Here is a 19,409-nt window from a genome sequence, read left to right on the forward strand (position 1 = left end):
TATCTGAACGACGGAAAGTGGTTAAAAAGTAGGCAATTTAAGATGTACCAATAGGTTTTTAATAGCATGGCGGCCTGGGTGCGGTACTTGCTGAGGTGCTATGAGAAATCCGGGCTAGGTCATGGGCCATTGAGATCATGGAATTAACCAGCGTCTCGGTGCGCGCGTCCTGACCAAGCTCGGTGATAAAGCGGCGGTCTATTTTTACGGTGTGGGCAGGAATCTCATGCAGATAGGAGAGACTGCTATAGCCGGTACCAAAATCGTCAATAGCGATTTGCAGTCCTGCCTCTATTATCGCCTTAAGCTGGTTGGCCGCTACCTGCCCCTGGCCAATCAGAGCGCTTTCGGTAAGTTCGACTTCTATAGCGGTACTCGGAAGTGACATGCGTGCCATCTCATCCAAAAGCCGCTCGGCAAAATCTTCCTCCTCAAGATTAGTGGCTGAGACATTGACCGAAATCTGGAGTGTTTCTCCCTGTTGATGCCAAACCGCCGCCTGGCGAATGGCTTGACGCAATACCCACTGCGTTAACGGTTTTGCCATGGGGGTATTTTCGATCAGGGGAATAAATTCGCCAGGCGATACTTCACCTAAGGTTGGGTGATGCCACCGCAACAACGCTTCCGCTCCTAAGCACTCGCCGCTTCCAAGGGAGACGCGTGGTTGGAAAACCAGGTAAAGCTCATCCTCATTGTCTAGTGCCCGGCCGATGTCGCCCAGTAGGGTAAAGCGTCGTTGATGATGGGCATCCAAGTCCAGTGAAAAGAGCCCAGCAACTTCTCCAGCCTGACGAGCATCCAGGCAAGCGGCATGAGCGATTCGCAAGACATCCGCGGCCGTAACTTCGCCCAGACAAAAGGGAGCGATGCCCATGATGGGGTGTATCAAGACTAGAGCGTCGCGAGTGGATTCGAGTGCGAGTAGCGCTTGGCGTAAACGAAGCGCCTCTTCCAGCAGCTCAGCATCACTCGCTTGGTTCACCAGATGCATGAATTGACATCCGCCTAGGTAATAGAGCGTTGATGATGGACCAATGGCCTGTTGCAGGCAAGGAGCTGCAATCCGTGCCAGCTCATCAAGAAAAGCGGGCCCCATGGTGCGGTGGAACATACTTAATTCGCTGGCATAGACCACCTCGGTAAATAACGCAACTCTTCGTCCGTTCGGCACATCCCGCTCCATATCCTGCAAGTCTTCGGCAAACTGGTGGCGGTTGGAAAGGCCCGTCAACGGGTCGATCCGGCCGAAGGCGTGCTGCAACTCAATCTGTGCCATTACCATGGCGGCCAGATCGCGAAGCGTTGCCTGCTCTTGTTCAGATACCTCACGTGGTTGAGTGCCCAGAACGCACATCGCGCCCAAGGTATGGCCTTCACGAGTCACTAGTGGAGCGCCCGCGTAGAAACGAATGCCTGAGTTTGCTAAATAGCTATTTCGGTAGCAGTCCGAGGCGAGAAGATCTTGGATGATAAGGGGGTGAGAGGAGTTACAGACATCTGCGCAGGGCGCTGTTTCACGGGGTATCTCCCAATGATCAACGCCTACCCTAGACTTAAACCATTGACGGTTTTCATCAGTAAGCGACACCGCTGCGATTGGCAAACCGAAAAGTTGACTGGCCATCCGTGTGATCCGGTCAAAACTTTCACTAGGAGAGGTATCTAGCAAGTTTAACTGACGGAGCGCGAACAAACGATCCTGTTCTTGGGTACTCATTATGCGTTCACTACCTTGTGGAAAATATTGATCCTTGAGTAATGATTATAGTAGTCAAATGTGGATGTTATTGATTAATAAAATACACTTCCTTATGCTTTTTACAGTAAAGGGACATTAATGGCTCCGACATCGTCTGGGGCAGAATTTATCGTTTGAGCTTGAACAGAGGATATCTTGGCTTCGAGAAGTGGCATCTCCACTGCCGGTCTCACTTAGCTTTTGCCCCGAGCTCATGCAGCTTGCGGAACCACTCGTTGCGTTTCTGCTCTTTCATTGTCTCCACGCTACCGACCAGTGTCTCACGCACCGGCGAGAAGCCGACAAAGCCGAGGATATTGCGCTCCAGCGATTTGACGCTGTGCGCCCGGTAGAGATGACGATAGATCACCGCTGGCATGCCCATGGTTACCACTATCCGTGCCGAGCGTCCGGTCAGCCCCTTTTTTCCCAGCGGGTTGCCTTCCACGTACTCGAAGGCGAAGCCTGGGCGCAGCACTTGTTCCAAGAACGCTTTGACCAGAGCTGGCATGTCGCCAAGCCATAGTGGAAAGATTAACACTAGGTGCTGGCACCAGCTAATAGAATCCTGCGCCGCCGTCAGTGAAGAGGGCAGAGGCGTCGTTTGCCACTCCTGCTGGCTTCGCAGCAGTGGGAATTCCAGAGAGGCGAGATCGATCAGGCGCACCTTATGGCCATTGGCCTGGGCGCCTTCGCTATAGTGCTCAGCAAGAGAATGGCAAAGGTGCGCCTTACTGGCATCGGGATGGCCCTGCAGGATCAGGATTCGCTGGCTCATTTGGCGGGTTCTCGCTGCAAGCAGAGTGATAAAAGGTAGCATTCAGTATAGACACAAGGAGAGACGTTCAGGCGTATTCGATTGCATGTGCCGTTCTTGCTGAAAAGCGTAAGAGGGCGCCTTGGTTAGGCTAACGTTCTGATTGTGCCCGCCTTCTTTGCACATATTACATTGTCACTATTCCCTTAATCGTGCTTCGAGCGCCTGAGCGGGTATGGCGCGGCTAAACCAGAAACCCTGCCCCCAGCCGTTGGAGCCGGCCGTTTCTAGCAGTATCTGGCGTTGTTCATCGGTTTCAATGCCCTCGGCAACAGTATGCAGGTTTAGGCTGGCGGCCATTTGCTGAATGATCGACACCAGAGCCGCGCCCTTGCTATTCGGCTTCTCTAGCTCGTTGATGAAGCTGCGATCAATCTTCAGGGTTTGTATAGAAAGGTGTTGTAGTCGGCTCAGTGAGGAATAACCGGTGCCAAAGTCATCAATAGCAAGCTGAAAGCCTTGTGTGTGAAGTTCTTCCAGCAGCCTCTCAATGGCTTCCGGGTCGGTCATCAGGGCATTTTCGGTAACTTCCAAGTGTATCCAGCAAGGATCGATATGTGGTTTCACCAAGGCAGCAAAACTTTCTGCGATACAACCCGAATGCAGCTGGTTAAGGCTGACGTTAACCGCCATGGAAAGCTTGTAGCCCTGGTCATGCCAAGCCTTCAACTGTCGAGCGGCGGTTTCCAGTACCCAGTCACCGAGAGGTTTGATTAAGCCAGTCTCTTCGACCACTGGCATGAAAGCGCCGGGCATGAGGACTTCTCCATTGGCCTGGGGCCAACGGATCAGCGCTTCGACGGCGACAATATTGCAGCTGTCGAGCTCAAAGATCGGCTGGTAATAAAGTTCGAACTGTTGGTTTTCCAACGCTTCGCGCAAGCGCGATTCCATGGCGAAGCGCTGCTGGCGGCTGGCCGAGAGGTCTTCTGAAAACAGCAGACGGCATCCACTGCCTTGACGCTTGGCTTCGAACATCGCTTTGTCGGCATTTTCGATCAACAGGGTGGCATCACGCCCATGGTCGGGGAACAGACTGATCCCGATGCTGGCGCCAATATGGTGTGTGAATCCGCCTTCCAGCATGGGTTCTGATACGTGATCAATGATCCTATCGGCCAGCGCACAGGCGTTGGTGATAATCTCTTCCCGCGTCGAGGGGCCGCCTTGGCGAGGGTCATGATTCATCAGTACCAGAAACTCGTCGCCTCCCTGACGAATCACTTGGTCGTCATTACGCACGGCGCCTTTTAAGCGTTGGCCGACTTGAAGAAGCACACGGTCGCCCACCTCGTGCCCCAGGGCATCGTTGATCAGTTTGAAACGATCGAGATCGATAAATAGCACCGCACCGGAGGTTTCTTGGTGCTCTGCGGTGTCTAACATGCCATTCAGGTAGTGGATGAAATGACGACGATTGGGCAGGCCGGTTAGTGCATCGGTATAGGCCAAATAATGAATTTCGGCTGACTGGTGTTGGCTTTCCCGCAGGGTGCGTAAGGCGTTTAAGCCGAATACTAGGTTGTCGGCAAGCCGTTTTAGTAGCTGACATTCCTCTTGTCCAAAATGCTCACGGTTCTGCGAGTAGATGGTCAGACATCCCAGAGGCCCGGACTCAAAGATCAATGGCAAGGTGATGGCCGAGGCCAGATTGTGTAAGCGCGCACGCTCCTTGATGTGAGCGAGAGTGGGCTCCTGCGAGATGTCGTTAACGACAAAAACCTCACCCGAGCGTAGTGCCTGACCGACTGTTCCTGATCCCTTCAGATCTTCTCCCCAGCCCAGCGTGAGGTCGGACAAAAAAGCTGCGGCCTGCCCGGTGCTGGCTTGAATTTCGATAGGCTTGTCGGCGTTATCGATGGCAAACCCTACCCACGCAAGGCTGTAGCCCTCTTCATCGACGATAGTCCGGCACAGAGAACGAAGCATCTCGTCTTCGCTCTTGGCACGGACGACGACCCTGTCGCAGGCATTTAGGGTACGCAGGGCGCTGACAACGCCCTCAAGCTGCTGCCGGTTATTCTCCTGTTCTTGCGACAGGGCGCGCAGGCGCAGCAGGTTATCGATTCTTGCCTTCAATTCGGCCTGGGTGGTCGGTATGCGCATGATGTCGTCGACACTGAGACCGAGTTCTGCGGTGACACGCGGTGGAAGGCGCGAACGGCTGTCGGCGACCAGCAGTACCGGCAGGATCATCGGTGCGGCCTGTTGGCGCAGGTGTAATATGCGTTCACGGTAATGTTGTAGTGACGCTGTGTCCGCCACGATTAGGTCGACCTCCCTGGTCGTTCTGTCGCTCTGAGCTAAAAGCGTGTTCTGCAAATGTACGTCGTCTCCGACCATCCGCTTAAACAGTTCAGCATTAGCTTTGTTTGCCAAAGCGATAGCCATGACGGGCCGTCTCACGTCTTGGTATTCGCGAGCCGTCACTGTGTGCCACTATCAAAATTAGGCTGAATCACTTCCGGTACGCCACTTAGTAATCCCCGCATGCCATGCAATGGCCGACCAACCATAAGTCCATCCGAGGTGATATCGAACTCGCGCAGGGCTTTCTCGAAGCTGCCGGTTCGCTTTTTGAGTACACCGATGGTCTTGCGCAGCTCGCCGTTCAGTTCGATGTAGCGAAGCATGATGATGTTATCGGCCACATAACTCAGCCCATATTCCGTTACGCGCGCTTGGTTGCCGGTAATAGTGAAGACTTCATTGACCAGTACCACGGTCACGCCCATGTTGACCAAGTAGCGGCATAGGGCGTGAACGCGCTCCTGCAGATTTTCACCCGCCATCGATTGTTGATACCCCGAGAGGCTATCAATCATCACCATGGTCGTACCCGCTTCCTCAACTTCCTTACGGACACCCGCGGCGAATTGGTCAGGGTGATAGAGCAGGGGTTCGATGGCCTCGAAGCACAGGTGGCCTTTCTCGACCATTTTCTCGATAGGTAGCCCGATCTGCCTACAGCGGGTGAAGAAAGTCGATTCACTCTCATCAAAATTGTAAATCACTGCCCGTTCGCCGTTGGCCGCCGCTTGGCTCATCAGTTGGGCACCCAGCGTTGTCTTACCTACGCCAGTGGGCCCGGAAAGTAAGGTCACCGTGCCGCGCTCAATGCCGCCATGGGTGAGCGCGTCGAGCTCGGGGAGGCCAGAGCTGATCTGAGTGTGAGAGTTAATACGAGAATGATTGTTGGGCATGAGGCGCGGAAAAAGCGTCATGCCTTGTTTGTTAAGTTGATAAAAGTGCTGGCCTTCTTCAAAGCCAGAGCCACGTAGCTTGGTGACCCGGCATAAGCGACCAAACTCCGTGTGATCTAGGCTGATCACTCCGTCGCTCAAAAAAGGCAATGCTTGATCGTCTTCGTCCGCGCTTTCCTCGGAGGTAATCATTACCGTTGCCCCTTCCCCGGTTAGGGTTCGCAATAACGACAGCACCTGCTTGCGAAACTGAAACGTGTCTGCCGACAGGTAGCGCATTTGGCTGAGCGAATCGATCACAACACGCTTTGGCCGATGTTCTCTAACATGATCGAGGATCTTGTCATGGATGGTATTGCCTTCGACGTCCCAACTTTCCAGTAGGTTATAGGTATTGTTTCCGACATCGTTAGTCTGGCCGGGCGACACATCCAGCACGTTAACTCCATCAAGTGAGAGCCCGCTACGTCTAGCGTTATCGCGCAGTTGCTCCTCGGCTTCCCCCAAGGTAACCAACAGATTATCCGACGCATGCTCAGTCGCCAGAAAATGCATGCTGAGTGTGGTCTTGCCCGACCCTGGGCCACCCCGAATTAGGTAGGCTCGCTGTGGAATCAACCCACCATGAAGTATCTTGTCGAGGCCAGCGACTCCGGTGAGCAAACGTGGGTCGTGGGTGTGGGTCATGCTTAGCTCCTATTTTTCGGCCAGGCTAGTCGGGTGGTCAATTACTAGGCAGCATTTAGCAGTCGGCATGATGCCAAACGGTATTCATGTATAGGTACATGTAAAGTGGGAATGAGGCTGAAGAGGAATATCAAATCACGCCTGTAAAGTGAAGAAATGTGGAGCCTGTGAGCCTAGCTATTATTTATAATATGCAAACCTTAATCATTGTGAGCACCATACGCAAGCCGTTTGTAACGATACATTTTGATGCCTGACTTACTCGGCTGGTCTTAACCTTTCCTCTGGATTAACACTACTGATTTAATGAGATTTTCCTTAAAAAGAATAATGCCCTTTGTTGGGGCCTCTTCCCTGTTGTCGAAATTTAACTACCAGTATCTGCCCGTGGGCGAGGACCCTATCAGGCGAGACGAGATGTCCTGCCTAGACTGCGTAGCTACTTCAATATCTTCCTCTTAGTTTTAGAGAGACAAGTCGCTTATAGGCCGTAGGTAGCGGTTAAGCAGATCGCTATAGGCGTTGAACTAAAGAAATATAAAGAAAAGTCGATGCCATAAATATCCTTGAGAAAATTAGGTTTTCCAGGGAGCGGGGTTAGGTAAAAAATAACGTGCATAAAATGGGAAGAAAATGAGAAACATTACATTAAAAACCTTACTGACTATACTATTGCTAATGATGATTAGTATGACCGCGATTATCGGCGCGGTGTCTATTTTTGGCGGGTTAGCTTCTAAGGAAGGTCTGAATAACTGCCGATATTCATCACCGCTCACTTGAGCCGAGAAAAAATCGAAAATTCAGACATTCTTCTCCCGTTCTTTGTGTATTTTTGCCCGTTTCCCGCTCATTGAGCGGAAAACGGGCGCAATCGCCCTATTCCCATAGGTATTTCTCACTGATCAGCAGGTTGCTGAACGCCGCCAGCAAGTGCAGGCGCTGAGTGTTTTTGGCCAGTCCACGATAGCGAGCCTTGCCATAACCAAAAACTTGTTTGATGTACCGAAAGGGGTGCTCCACCTTGGCACGGATACTGGCTTTGATTTTTTCGACTTTCTGTCGCCTGGCATCTAGCTGCTTGCGGGTGCCAGGCCGTTTGGCAATATACCAAGAGACATCGTTGCGGTGCTTGTGCTCGTCTCGTTTTTGAATACCAAGGTAACCGGCATCACCGAAGACGCGTTGCTCTTCACCGTGAAGGAGCTTATCGGCAGGCACAATGTCATGGACATTGGCAGCCGTGGTCTCAATGCTGTGAATCAACCCAAGCTTATCGTCGACACCTATGTGCATTTTCATGCCAAAGTGCCAAGAGCTACCTTTTTTAGTTTGGTGCATTTGCGGATCGCGCTCGCCTTTTTTGTTTTTGGTGGAACTAGGCGCAGAAATGATAGTGGCATCGACAATGCTCCCTTCGCGCAGCATCAGGCCATTTTTCTCCAGGTGGTTGTTCACTTCCTGGAACAGCACCTTGCCAAGGCCGTGGCGTTCCAGAAAATGGCGAAACTTGAGAATCGTGGTTTCGTCCGGCAATCGGTCCAGTTTCAAACCGGCGAATTGGCGCATGGACTCGATCTCGTAGAGGGCGTCTTCCATGGCCGGATCGCTCAGGTTGTAAAACAATTGCATGCAATGGACGCGGAGCATGGCAGACAGTTGATACGGAGGCCGCCCGCTCTCGCCCTTGGGGTAATAACGGGCTACCTTCTTCTCCAACTGCGTCCAGGGGATCAGCTTGTCCATCCGCTCCAGAAAGAGTTCGCGGCGGGTCTTTCGCTTCTTGTTCTGGTACTCGGCTTCTGAGAAGGTGATTTGATCCATGGCAGCACTGAATCCTATGCAGTTGACGATAGCCGTATTATCGCTGATGGCAGTGACTTTTTCAGAGCTTCCCTAAAAGTAATATCAATGAGCTGGCTGAGATCAGCGTCGAACAAGCCAATACCGCAAATCGCATGGAGTCCAACTTCCTGTAAATGCGGCTGCGTATGTTGCGTTATGAGGAGTTTTCGCGGCTTGGCGACGATGAGCTAACAGCAACCGCGCTCAATCAGACGCAAGAAAGCCTGGATAGAAGCCTGGTCAGGTTTGAAGAGTTTCGTGATATCAATGTTGATGCCTCACAGCGTCGTTTTCCCTACTTCAAGGCCGTGATTAACGGCTTTGAAAAGCTCGTCACCCCTGGGCTGATCGATGCCATCGAAGTTGGTGATGTCGAAACGATGCGGCAAGAGAGCCAACGACTCAGCACACTCGGTGCGGAATTTTCGGACAGTGTGCGTGCGTTCGCGGGTTACGCTGAGGAGCGTGCTGCCGAAATGCAGGCGGATGCCGCGAGTAATGTTCAGCAAACCATTATTCTGACCGCAGTGTTCTTGCTGGTGGCTATTCTGCTGACCATTGGTGCTTATGTCGGCATTCAGAAACTACTCGTGGCGCCACTGCGCCATGCTGGCAAGATCTGTGCACACATTGCCAAAGGGGATCTCACCAATCAAATTGAGGTACGTGGCCGGAACGAGATCAGCACCCTGAACCAGGCGCTGCAGGAGATGCAAGCCCGTCTCGTCGACATCATCGGCTTGTTACGCCAGAGCGGTGATCAAGTGGCGCTCAGTTCCCGTGAGATAGCCGCGGGCAGCGAGGACCTAGCGACTCGTACCGAAGAGCAGGCCTCAGCGCTGCAGGAAACGGCTACCAGCATGGAGCAGATTAACTCAACCGTTCGCCAGACCAGTGAATCCGCTACCTCGGCCAACCAGCTCAGTGAAGAAGCGGTCGGTAAGGCGACAGAGTCTCGTGAAGCCGTTATCCGCACCTCGCAGTTGATGGAAACCATGCAAGTCAGTTCACGACGCGTGCAGGACATCATCGGCACTATCGAAGAGATCGCCTTCCAGACCAATATCCTGGCTCTGAATGCGTCAGTCGAAGCTGCCCGAGCTGGTGAGCATGGTCGCGGCTTCGCTGTGGTAGCAGGAGAGGTACGCAAGCTCGCAGGCAACTCTGCCGAAGCCTCCAAAGAGATCCGTGCCATTATTCTGGAAATCACCCAGAATATTTCTGCCGGAGCTGAACAGTCGGGTCAGACACAAGAGGAAATGGACGCCACTATGCAGGCCATCCAGAAGGTCACGACCATGATGCAGGCGATTCAGAGTGCCGTGCAAGAGCAGGAGAGTGGTATCAGCCAAGTGTCGATAGCCGTCAATCAGATGGACAGTGCAACCCAGCAAAACGTTTCTCTGGTCGAGCAGACCAGCACCGCGGCGGCGTCACTGGAAGACGAGTCTGTCCGCCTGGCAGATCTTGTCAGCACCTTCCAGCTCAGAGAAGGCGCTGCATCGTTGGCTCCCTCACTGCCGCAAAAGCAGCTGCGTGCCGAGGTGCCCACTGCAGCAAGCTAACGATAATCTAATGCGGGCCAGCAGGCTCATATAACGAAAACCATTGAAGACTCAACATCAGGGTGGCCTCCGTGGAGGATCACCTTGATGTTGCCGTTATACGTTGTGTGTCATCAGTGCTTTTTGCGTGAGCCAAGTGATGAGGCTGTCCAGCGGCATTGGTTTGGCAAACAGGTAGCCTTGGAAAACCTCGCAGCCTAGCGACATCAAGTAGTCGTGCTGTTCTACCGTTTCGATACCTTCGGCAACCACCCTGAGGTCAAGCTCCAGTGCCAAGGTGATAACGCCCTGGCAGATAGCAGCGTTCTTGTCGCTCTTGGCGGCATCCTGCACGAAGCTACGATCGATCTTGATCTTATCAATGGGCAGGTCGCGCAAGTAACTCAGACTGGAAAAACCGGTGCCGAAGTCGTCAATGGCGGTGCTGACCCCCATGCTGCTCAGGGCGTGGAGGATATCGATGGCGCCGTCGGCATCACGCATCAGAATGCCTTCCGTCAGTTCCAGTTCCAAATGCTCAGGTGCAAGGCGCGTCTCGCTCAGTACATTGCGTAACGTGCTGAGAAAGTTGGGGCGATGAAACTGAAGGGGCGAGAGGTTGACGGCCATGCGTCCTTTTAATAGGCCTTGTTCCACTAACTTGTGGGCGTCTTTGCAGGCCTGCCGCATTACCCAGCGGCTTAATGGAATGATTTGTCCAGTTTCTTCCGCAATGGGAATAAACGTCGCTGGCGAGATAAAGCCCTTGGTCGGGTGGTACCAGCGAACCAACGCTTCCAGTCCGTCGACATCGCCTTCGCGATTCAGCAGGGGCTGATAATGTAGATTGAGATGGCCGTGCTCGATGGCCTCCTGAAGCTCGCTGCGCAGGGTGACGCGCTGACTGAGCTTGCTATCGAGATCTTCCGTGTACATCTGATAGGTGTTACGACCTTGCTGCTTGGCTTTATACATGGCCATGTCTGCGTGCTGAAGCAGTCGCTCCGGCTCATCAAGCCCGCCGCGATTCACGGCGATACCAATGCTGGCCGATACGTGCAGTTCGTGCCCGCTGATCCGGGGGGTTATTGAGTGCATCCAGCAGCCTGCCGGCCACTTCTTCGGCTTCATCGGGGTAACTTAAGTCGGGTAGCAGCAGCACGAACTCATCGCCACCCAAACGGGCGAGGGTGTCACTGACCCGCAACCCTTGCTGTAGCTTCTCTGCCACGCTGATCAAGAGCTGATCACCAACGTTGTGGCCGAGCGTATCGTTGATCGGTTTGAACTCGTCCAGGTCAACGAACAGTACGGCCAACGTTTGGCCATTGCGAGCCGCCAGTTCGACGTCATGGGCCAGGCGATCGCTGAAGAGCGCTCGATTGCCAAGGCCGGTCAGAACGTCGTGGGTCGCCTGATAAGCCAACTGGCTCTCCTGCTCCTGACGCTCGGAGATATCATTGATGATGCAGATGAAGTGGCTTACCCGCTGGTTAGCATCCTTCACCGGCGACAGGAACAGTTGGTTCCAAAAAGGGGAGCCATCACGACGATAAGTGCGCACGGTAGTGGTCAGGCTAATGCCTTGCTGGATTGCTGCTTGGATCTGCTCGGTGTCCGCAGTATCCGTTTCAGCGCCGCTGAGGAGTAGCGGTGCATGGCCGACGACTTCTTGCGCTAGGTAACCGGTGATTCGTGTGAGCGCGTGGTTCACATAAACTACCTGTTTTTCATCCGTACGAACGTCAATGATCATGGCGCCGTTGCCGCTTGCCTCAAGGCTACGCTCCAGAATATGCAGCCGCTCCACGGCGGCAACGCGATCAGTGATGTCCTTGGCAATACCGAAGACCCCGCTGACCTCCCCATCGACCACGATGGGCACCATCGTTACTTCCAAATCTTGAGAAGCCCCTTCGCGTACGAAACGCATGGTATAGCTGCTGGGCAGGCCGTTGGCGGCACGCTGGAAAGCAGCCTCGGTACGCTCAATATCCAGTCGGGAACACGCTGGCTCACAGACGACTGAGCGGAAGTGTTTGCCCAGTAGTTCGCTTTCCGAGAGTCCCACGATGGCTTCCGTAACGGGATTGAGGCTTTCGTAGGTGCCGTCACGTTGATGAGCAAATACCGCATCTGGGTTTTGGGTGAACAGGGAGCGGAAGCGCTGCTCATTTAGATGTAAAGCGGCGGCCTGTTGGTTACGGAAGGCGATAAGGGCACGGCTGATGATCAACTGATAAGATAAAACCAACCCCAGCAGGCCGAATATCACCGGTAAAGCGCCGGGCAGGCTGCTCAACGACAGAGGCCCGTCCAGTGCTGTAATCGTGAAGGTTGGCCCGCCGGGCAGCGTCACCTTGCGGGAGTCAAACGCCCTCGGGATAAGGGCTCCGTGCCAATCTTTGGCAGCCAGCGTGCCCCACGTTTGGTCGTTTGAGGTATACGTGATGGTAAAGCCACTCGTATCCAGATGACGCTGCAACTGGATGATCTCGGCTAAGTCGATAGCCGCCAGCATGGTCGTCTGCCCACCATCAAGCGTCACCGCTAGTAGGCCATGGCTGCTGCGTTCGGGATCAGGAAAACGCCAGCTGATAAGCTGATGACGTTCATTTTGCTGACGTAGCCAGCCCAGGGTTGCAGGGCTGATCAGCTGATCCATCATCCATAGTAGGTTTGTCGGTTCGCGACCCGCTCGCCAGCGTACCTGGGCGTCATCACCTAAGTGAACGATGGCCAGCAAGCTGGGTTCATCACGCATATAGGTTCGCATCTCTACCTCTTGGAGCTCGCGAACCACACTACGACCTTCGCCTCTTAATGCCATTCAGCGCTCTGTGAGGCGCTCAACCTGCTTTACTCTTGATTCAATGCGCTGCTCCATGCCGTCGGCGACATTTTTTACTAGTGTATCGGCAGCGCTGAGACGGGCGTTGTACTGAACCCAGCTGCTGGCCAGCCAGATCATAATACTGACTGTGACGCCTAACACTCCGGCGATAATGGCAGAGCGAGGCAGCGGTTGCGTCGGATAGGTGCGCAGATGGGCAATAATCAGTAGAGCAGCGCCTAGCAGCAGGCAGAATAAGCTACCCATGGAGGTGAGACCTGCCACCGAGGCGTGTGGCGTAGGGGGGATCAATGGGTAAGTCAGCGTAGTGACGCCGATGACGATCGACACCCAGCCGATCACGCGATAACCGCGCCGGGTGCCCCGCGATGCCGGAGAAAAGAAACAACTCGTTCCCATTAGCAGAATCAGCAATGAAGGTATCTTGCTTAGGCGTGGCTGCCCGGTGAGCCATGAAAGCCCGTTGTCTGTTCCTGGGGCGAGGAGATCGTGGCCAAGGCTATCACCACCCAATGCGATCATCAGGCCACCAGCCAAGCACCGCCAGCGTGACTGATGGCTCAGCATGGCCAGCAGGCCGCCACTAACCAATAGCACAGCAAGGGTGCCGTCAAGGCTCAATCGCCACTGTGGTGGTAGCGGAAGGTGTGCAACGCGGTCAAGCAGCAGGCTGCTGACACCGATCAGCAAGCTGCTAGTGAGCAGAATCAACAGCCAAGCCTGCATGGCGAGACGACGGTTACTCTGAGCCATCAATTGTTGTTGTCCTTCGGCTATGGTGTGAGGATAAAGCATTGCCCCAATGGGCGGAGACGCTGGGAGAGGCCTTACAGATGGTCTTTTAGTCGGCAGTGACTAAAAATATTGCGCTGTTATACAGGAGTAAGCTTAGTGCGCAATTAGCGATAAGTAGTATAAAAAGGGTTTTATTAACGAACTCGGGTATCCATTTAAACAAATATTTTAGTTTTAGGTGGAGGTGCTTTGTGACAGGTAGCCCATTTCCTATGTCACCATTCCTGCTACTTTTGCTAGCCGACGCTATTCTTATACTTCATGTAATGTTTGTGGCCTTCGTGGTACTCGGCCTGTTCGCAGTGTACGCAGGCTATTTCCTGAACTGGCAGTGGGTGCGCCATCGTGTTTTCCGCATCGTGCATGTGTGTGCGATTGGCTATGTGGTAGGTCAAGCTTGGTTAGGTATCGTTTGCCCGTTAACCACCTGGGAAATGGTGCTAAGGGCAGAGGCGGGTACCGCCACCTATTCGGGGTCATTTATTCAGCACTGGCTGCATAGCCTGCTCTATTTCACGTTGCCTGCGTGGGTATTTGTGGTGGTTTACACGCTATTCGGTAGCCTAGTGTTGGTCAGTTGGCTGGTGGTCAAGCCGCATAAGCGTGTTCGTTAACTCACCCCAGTTGACTGTTCCGGTTAGTGGAGTAGTTTTGTTCACTGAACCCGAAAGAAATCGCCGCGTTACTCAGGGAGTATGGGGCCTTGCCATTACAAAAAAAGCGGAGTCAGGTGCATTGGTTAACGGGCCAATTTTGCGACGCTGGCAGCGAGTCGATGTATCGCCGATCTATCCAGGAAAGCGTTAGGTTGGAATTCAGTCTTTCCTTGAGTGTTGCCACTTTAGTCTTTGGCATGTTTGCGATTTCGGATTACTACTTGCTCGGTCTCACCCGAAAGTTTTACCTGCTCCTTACCATGCGCATCGTAGTGGTAGGCCTTTGCCTGCTTGTGGCCTTCCTTGTCAGGTACGGAAGAGGGCGCTTTTATCGGGCTTGGTTGCACGCCTTGCCATTGTGGATATTAGCAACGGGTATCATTTTGATTATTCCCTTGCGCCCCGAAAGTCTCTCCACTCAAATCACCGCGGTGGTAGTCGCCACTATGGCGTTCTATCTTCTAATTCCCAACCTACTAACCGTGGTGGTGTTTGCCAGCCTCTACTTAAATATTGGCTTTTTAGTCGCTGCTGTTCTGTTTACGGAGATTGCCCCGATAACGGCTCTTCGCATCGCACTTTTGTTGATTATGGGCATCGTGGTGGGGTTCTTTGCCTTGCTGCGTTTGGAGAGTCTGCAGCGTAAGCAGTATGCGTTGCTTTTCGAAGAGCGTGATCAAAATCACCAGTTGCACAACGAAATTGCGCACCGAAAAGCACTGGAAGAGCAACTGCGAGTAGTTGCTGAGCGGGATGCGCTGACCAGCCTTAATAATCGCGGCCATTTTATGAAATTGGCCAAAGCCTTATTGCAACGCTCCCAATCCGAAAAGGCGCCGTTTAGCCTTTTTATGATTGATGTGGATCATTTCAAAAGCATTAACGATACCTGGGGGCATAGCCATGGGGACTGGGTGTTGACCAAAATCGCTAAGGTTTGCGCAGAGTCTCTGCGTCCATCGGATGTAATAGGACGTTTTGGTGGTGAAGAGTTTGTAGTGGCCCTGCCGAACACTAACCCAAACGATGCGCAAATCATCGCTGAGTGTTTGAAAAAGAAGGTCGCTGAGCTGCCGTTAAAGGAAGAGATGAGCGAGCTGAGCCCAAGTGTCACCATCGGGGTGGCTACAACGAATAGTGATGGGGTTGATCTAGACTCTCTCATCACACGGGCTGATCAGATGCTTTATGCTGGCAAGCGCGGCGGCAGGAACCAAGTCGTGGTGTGTCGCGATGGTATAAAAGAGGGCGAAGGCAGGGGTGCCTTTAATCTTACTCAATAGATGATGCGCATGTACTAAACTTCGTTCAACACCCCTTACTTGTGAGCGAACCCATGCGGCACTTATACCTAATGCGGCACGCCAAGGCCAAACAGCCCAGTGCCGATATGACCGACCACGAACGGCCGTTGCGAAAGCGGGGGAAGCGTCAGGCAGCGGCGATGGCGCCTGTGCTGCAGCGCTGGCAAGCGTTGGAAGGGGAGGTTTATGTCAGTACAGCAGCTCGCACGCGGGAAACCTTCGACGAGATCGCGGTGCAACTGCCTGAGCATACTCTGATCAATCAGGTTCACTTCGATGAAGACCTTTACACTTTCGATGGCGGCGGGCTGCAGGCATGGCTCAAAGCGCTGCCGGATGAAGACGAAAGGGTGCTGGTGATTGGGCATAACCCGGCGCTGCATGATCTGGCCCGTTGGCTCGATAAGACAGCGCCGCATTTGCTGCCCACCGGTAGTGTGCTGCATTTCACGCGGCCTGATACTGCCTGGAAAAGCGTAGGGCAGGGCGATGCCAAGCTAGTGGGGTGCCTCACCCCGGAAGCGGTCAGTTATCCACTTTTCAAGCGCCTTGCCCCCCAACCACCCAAACACAAAGGCGACACCGCCAGCCGTATCTGCGCCATGCTGGAGCACCAGTATCAGATGATTCGGGCCTTGGAGCCTGGTGTCATCGCCGGTGTGGATCCTGAGTTTCTGCACCAGTACCGGGTCAATCTGCGCCGCAGCCGGGCAGTGGGTGAATCCGTGCACGCCATTACCCGAGTGCCTGGCCTGAAGAAGATGCTTAAGCGGCTCAAGCATCGTGCCCAGGCCACCAGTGACCTGCGTAATATTGATGTGTTTCTGGAGGATATGGCCAAGACGCCCCCGCCGCTCTCTTCGGTAGCTCGCCAGGGGTTAACGCAGTGGCTGCAGGCTAGCCAGCGGGAACGGCATCAGACGCTGTGCCAGCAGTTAAATACACCGGAGTACGCTGAGGAGCTTGAGGGCTGGCAGAGTTTTATCGCTTCCGATGATGTTGGGAAAGCGCTGTCAAAACTCACACCAAAACGCATCAAGGCGGTACTGGATGCACGCATCGCACGCCACGATGAGGATTTGGCGGCACTCTCATTAGACGCTCAAGACGCCGAGTTCCATGAGCTGCGCAAAGGCGTGAAGCGGATTCGCTACCTGGCTGATCTGAATCCGCAAACTCCCGAGCCGTTCCTGACTGAATTGAAGTATCGCCAGGGCCTACTCGGAGAGTATCAAGACCTGTGTTCCCGTCAAACTTGGCTGGATGCCTTCGGCGCAAGCCCTAATAACGACCCGCAGCAACCCCAGGAGTGTGCCCAGTGGCGCGCTTCGTTAGAGAGGCCGAAGCTGGCGCTGCGCAAGAAAGTAGTGGCGTTGAAACCTCTTTCCAACGTGGCAACTTAGCGTAACGATGTACCTGAAGTGCTCGCCCTTCGGGATGACGAGCGTATTCCCGCTGAACGCAATCAATCTGGCGAAGATCATTAGGTGCGTTAAGCTGAAAGCACGACTTTCTGCATAGAGAAGCTTTGCTTTCTATAGGTAAGCACTTGAGCCGCAACGTTTGAAAGCCAGACGAAATGGAGGTCAGCGATGGCTAAAAAACCGACAGGCCGTGGAAATGGCAGCAAACCCACACGCGCAAGCAGGGCGCTTGCCACCGTATCGTGTAGCACCGAAAAGCTGCTGTTGGCGGCCCTGGAGCGGGGAGGCAGCTGTCTGGAAACAGGACGTTTTCTTATCAGCTTTCGTGACGGATGTATGGAAGAGGGTATCAAGTCGTTAAAAGCCCAGAACTTTCGGGTGGCCGATGCCCGTGACTTTACCGATCAGGCCGTCAGCCTGGAAGACGCTGGGGATGCCGAAGCGATGGTATTTCCCGAGCTAGGCGTGGCACTGGTGGGTGGTGATGCCTTGGAGCAACATGGCATGAGTGTGTTGGATAAGGTGTCAGCGGATAGTCCTATCGAAATCATTGAGCCGGAGTACTTTGCGTTTTCCGAGAGCTCTGGTTTTAAAAGCTCTGGTTTTAAAAGCTCTGATTTTAAAAACTCTGGTTCTAGAAATTCGGAATACCTCCGCGGCTTCTTGCGGGCAGCGAGCACCATCGCGCACGACTTGGGTGTCGACCTTGATAGGGAGGACACCGGTGAGGGGACTGAGTCTGATGCTCAGCAGTCGACATGGGGGCTTACCCGTTGCAGGGTGCCACAAAGCAGCTGGAGCGGTGCAGGCATTAAAGTGGCCGTGCTGGATACCGGGATGGATCTTGGCCACCCGGATTTCGAGGGTAGGGAGTTCGTTACCCGCTCATTTGTCGGTGAGCCGGTGCAAGATATGAATGGTCACGGTACGCACTGTATCGGCACGGCCTGTGGCCCCCAGGCACCCAGTGAAAACAAACAGCGCTACGGGATCGCGTATGAAGCGGAGGTCTTCGTCGGGAAGGTGCTGACCAACTCGGGCAGTAGTACCGGGGCGGGCGTACTGGCTGGCTTGAACTGGGCTATCGCCAATCGGTGTGAGGTAATCTCAATGTCGCTTGGCAGCCAGAGCCCGGTGCAGGCCGCCTACACCCATGCGGGTGAAGCGGCGCTGCGTAATGGGTGCCTCATTATTGCCGCGGCGGGGAATTCTGCGACCAATACAGGCGCGCCTGCCAACTCGCCTACGGTGATGTCGGTGGCGTCCCTGGACCAGAACCTGAAGCCTTCCAGCTTTTCCAATCATGGCAAGATCGAGATTGCCGCGCCTGGGCGCGATATCTTCTCCTCATGGCCACGGCCTACTCGGCATAAGGCGATCAGTGGCACCAGCATGGCGGCGCCACACGTGGCAGGCTGCGCGGCCCTTTGGGCTCAGTCTGATGACGCATTGAGGGGAAGGAAGCTGTGGCAGCAGCTGATGGCTTCGGTGCAAGCGCTGCCATCGCCTGAATCCAACGTGGGAGCAGGATTGGTGCAAGCGCCCTAACGTGGGCGACGCGCTGTGCAGCCACTTCTTTCAGGCCGCCCAGCGCACTCACTATGGAGATATGCCAGATGCCAGCGGTAGCGCTATGGTTGATCACTATTTCCAGCGATCAACCGATAAATGAAGTGGCCACACGCCTCAGCGAGGAAGGGCTGACCATCAAGGACATTCTTGAAGAAATCGGCTGTATAACCGGCTCGGCAGACGATGTTACTGCGGAACGGCTAAAGCATATACAAGGCGTGGTGGATATTGCGCCCGATATGCAGATTGATGTGGGGCCGCCGGGGACGGATGAGACTTGGTAAATGTAGGGGAGAAAAGATGCAGTATGCAAACGCATTTAGTCATAAAAAATGGGCCAACATTGAGCTGATATAACAAAGCGTATCAATACTCTAAACAGGGAGCATGAAAGTCGTGGATGAAGCGGAATCCTTAAGTCGAGCGATTAACGAGGAGGTGGTGCTCACTCCATACAATACTGCTTGGCCAGCTTTGTTTGAGGACGAGCGAGATAGGCTTTTGGGTTTGTTTCCTGGTGAGTTTGTGGCAATCGAACATATTGGTAGCACTGCCGTACCTGGGCTTTCTGCCAAACCGATCATTGATATCTTGGCAGGCGTCGATTCTATGCCAAACGCCGATGATTTAATGACACCGTTATGCGCTTCAAAATATACAACCTCAATGGAGTACAACGCCTTGTTGGTTGGGAGACGCTGGTTGATGCGGTGGGCCAATGGGCGCAGGACACACCATCTGCATTTAATGGTACATAACTGTCAGGAATGGAATCGGCGATTAGCGTTTCGCGATCTACTTCGTGTTGATATTGGGCTTGCACAGCAGTATGAGACGAAAAAGCGTCAGTGGGCGGCAGATTTAAAGAGTGATCGAGAAGCTTATACGGAGGCTAAAGGAGAATTTATTTGTGAAGCACTTAGCTTTGGGGGTAAGGCTTGCTGCTAGGTGGTTACTTTTGAGTAAT

The 19,409-nt window shown here is 53.7% G+C and carries 15 protein-coding genes; 7 read left to right on the plus strand and 8 right to left on the minus strand.

Annotated elements, in window-relative coordinates; all coding sequences use genetic code 11:
• Window positions 1-58: 58 nt before the first annotated feature.
• The 5 genes from ACWI0H_RS09130 to ACWI0H_RS09150 all read right to left on the minus strand — a co-directional run bounded on the left by ACWI0H_RS09130 (window position 59) and on the right by ACWI0H_RS09150 (window position 8,272).
• Entirely contained in the window at window positions 59-1,720 is a 1,662-nt protein-coding gene (locus ACWI0H_RS09130) for a sensor domain-containing diguanylate cyclase (protein ID WP_485875947.1), read from the minus strand.
• 211 nt (window positions 1,721-1,931) lie between these two features.
• Window positions 1,932-2,519, minus strand: coding sequence for an NAD(P)H-dependent oxidoreductase (locus tag ACWI0H_RS09135; protein ID WP_485875948.1), 588 nt, complete (start codon window positions 2,517-2,519; stop codon window positions 1,932-1,934).
• Between the two features lie 177 nt (window positions 2,520-2,696).
• A complete protein-coding gene (locus ACWI0H_RS09140; protein WP_485875949.1) occupies window positions 2,697-4,949 on the minus strand; it encodes a putative bifunctional diguanylate cyclase/phosphodiesterase in 2,253 nt (750 codons plus the stop codon).
• Between the two features lie 35 nt (window positions 4,950-4,984).
• Window positions 4,985-6,448 carry an ATPase domain-containing protein gene (locus tag ACWI0H_RS09145; protein ID WP_485875950.1) on the minus strand — a complete coding sequence of 488 codons (1,464 nt, stop codon included), beginning with the start codon at window positions 6,446-6,448 and terminating at the stop codon, window positions 4,985-4,987.
• Between the two features lie 879 nt (window positions 6,449-7,327).
• Window positions 7,328-8,272, minus strand: a complete 945-nt coding sequence (locus tag ACWI0H_RS09150) for an IS5 family transposase (RefSeq protein ID WP_101147219.1) — start codon at window positions 8,270-8,272, stop codon at window positions 7,328-7,330.
• A 167-nt stretch (window positions 8,273-8,439) separates the two neighbouring features.
• Here ACWI0H_RS09150 and ACWI0H_RS09155 point away from each other — a divergent pair, with 167 nt between their 5' ends.
• Window positions 8,440-9,858, plus strand: a complete 1,419-nt coding sequence (locus ACWI0H_RS09155; protein WP_485875951.1) for a methyl-accepting chemotaxis protein — start codon at window positions 8,440-8,442, stop codon at window positions 9,856-9,858.
• A gap of 96 nt (window positions 9,859-9,954) precedes the next feature.
• On the opposite strand, the gene ACWI0H_RS09160 is transcribed toward ACWI0H_RS09155, so the two are convergent.
• Genes ACWI0H_RS09160 through ACWI0H_RS09170 form a run of 3 tightly spaced genes read right to left on the minus strand, consistent with a single transcriptional unit; the run spans window position 9,955 to window position 13,444 of the window.
• A complete protein-coding gene (locus ACWI0H_RS09160) occupies window positions 9,955-10,935 on the minus strand; it encodes a putative bifunctional diguanylate cyclase/phosphodiesterase (protein ID WP_485875952.1) in 981 nt (326 codons plus the stop codon).
• Window positions 10,850-12,667: a PAS domain S-box protein gene (locus tag ACWI0H_RS09165; RefSeq protein WP_485875953.1), complete on the minus strand. Its 1,818-nt coding sequence runs from the start codon at window positions 12,665-12,667 to the stop codon at window positions 10,850-10,852. The genes ACWI0H_RS09160 and ACWI0H_RS09165 overlap by 86 nt, the downstream gene beginning before the upstream one ends.
• The gene (locus ACWI0H_RS09170) at window positions 12,668-13,444 is read right to left on the minus strand and encodes a hypothetical protein (RefSeq protein WP_485875954.1); all 777 of its coding nucleotides are present in this window, start codon (window positions 13,442-13,444) and stop codon (window positions 12,668-12,670) included.
• A gap of 254 nt (window positions 13,445-13,698) precedes the next feature.
• On the opposite strand from ACWI0H_RS09170, the gene ACWI0H_RS09175 reads away from it, so the two are divergent.
• From ACWI0H_RS09175 to ACWI0H_RS09200, 6 genes are all read left to right on the plus strand, one after another.
• Window positions 13,699-14,100: a DUF2784 domain-containing protein gene (locus tag ACWI0H_RS09175; RefSeq protein WP_339885525.1), complete on the plus strand. Its 402-nt coding sequence runs from the start codon at window positions 13,699-13,701 to the stop codon at window positions 14,098-14,100.
• An 89-nt stretch (window positions 14,101-14,189) separates the two neighbouring features.
• Window positions 14,190-15,425: a GGDEF domain-containing protein gene (locus ACWI0H_RS09180; RefSeq protein WP_485875955.1), complete on the plus strand. Its 1,236-nt coding sequence runs from the start codon at window positions 14,190-14,192 to the stop codon at window positions 15,423-15,425.
• Between the two features lie 53 nt (window positions 15,426-15,478).
• Window positions 15,479-16,849: a CHAD domain-containing protein gene (locus ACWI0H_RS09185; RefSeq protein ID WP_485875956.1), complete on the plus strand. Its 1,371-nt coding sequence runs from the start codon at window positions 15,479-15,481 to the stop codon at window positions 16,847-16,849.
• Window positions 16,850-17,038: 189 nt separating this feature from the next.
• Complete coding sequence (locus ACWI0H_RS09190) at window positions 17,039-18,418, plus strand: S8 family serine peptidase (protein ID WP_485875957.1); 1,380 nt, start codon at window positions 17,039-17,041, stop codon at window positions 18,416-18,418.
• Between the two features lie 68 nt (window positions 18,419-18,486).
• Window positions 18,487-18,726, plus strand: coding sequence for a hypothetical protein (locus ACWI0H_RS09195; RefSeq protein WP_336274894.1), 240 nt, complete (start codon window positions 18,487-18,489; stop codon window positions 18,724-18,726).
• A gap of 112 nt (window positions 18,727-18,838) precedes the next feature.
• The gene (locus ACWI0H_RS09200) at window positions 18,839-19,390 is read left to right on the plus strand and encodes a GrpB family protein (RefSeq protein WP_485875958.1); all 552 of its coding nucleotides are present in this window, start codon (window positions 18,839-18,841) and stop codon (window positions 19,388-19,390) included.
• Window positions 19,391-19,409 lie beyond the last annotated feature (19 nt).

The organism is Halomonas sp. NYA30 (genome assembly GCF_976980765.1).

Excerpts from the sequence above, each read along its gene's own strand:
- ACWI0H_RS09130 (WP_485875947.1), bottom strand. The coding sequence starts at position 1,720 with ATGAGTACCCAAGAACAGGATCGTTTGTTCGCGCTCCGTCAGTTAAAC.
- ACWI0H_RS09135 (WP_485875948.1), bottom strand. The coding sequence starts at position 2,519 with ATGAGCCAGCGAATCCTGATCCTGCAGGGCCATCCCGATGCCAGTAAG.
- ACWI0H_RS09140 (WP_485875949.1), bottom strand. The coding sequence starts at position 4,949 with ATGGCTATCGCTTTGGCAAACAAAGCTAATGCTGAACTGTTTAAGCGG.
- ACWI0H_RS09145 (WP_485875950.1), bottom strand. The coding sequence starts at position 6,448 with ATGACCCACACCCACGACCCACGTTTGCTCACCGGAGTCGCTGGCCTC.
- ACWI0H_RS09150 (WP_101147219.1), bottom strand. The coding sequence starts at position 8,272 with ATGGATCAAATCACCTTCTCAGAAGCCGAGTACCAGAACAAGAAGCGA.
- ACWI0H_RS09155 (WP_485875951.1), top strand. The coding sequence starts at position 8,440 with ATGTTGCGTTATGAGGAGTTTTCGCGGCTTGGCGACGATGAGCTAACA.
- ACWI0H_RS09160 (WP_485875952.1), bottom strand. The coding sequence starts at position 10,935 with ATGCACTCAATAACCCCCCGGATCAGCGGGCACGAACTGCACGTATCG.
- ACWI0H_RS09165 (WP_485875953.1), bottom strand. The coding sequence starts at position 12,667 with ATGGCATTAAGAGGCGAAGGTCGTAGTGTGGTTCGCGAGCTCCAAGAG.
- ACWI0H_RS09170 (WP_485875954.1), bottom strand. The coding sequence starts at position 13,444 with ATGGCTCAGAGTAACCGTCGTCTCGCCATGCAGGCTTGGCTGTTGATT.
- ACWI0H_RS09175 (WP_339885525.1), top strand. The coding sequence starts at position 13,699 with ATGTCACCATTCCTGCTACTTTTGCTAGCCGACGCTATTCTTATACTT.
- ACWI0H_RS09185 (WP_485875956.1), top strand. The coding sequence starts at position 15,479 with ATGCGGCACTTATACCTAATGCGGCACGCCAAGGCCAAACAGCCCAGT.
- ACWI0H_RS09190 (WP_485875957.1), top strand. The coding sequence starts at position 17,039 with ATGGCTAAAAAACCGACAGGCCGTGGAAATGGCAGCAAACCCACACGC.
- ACWI0H_RS09195 (WP_336274894.1), top strand. The coding sequence starts at position 18,487 with ATGCCAGCGGTAGCGCTATGGTTGATCACTATTTCCAGCGATCAACCG.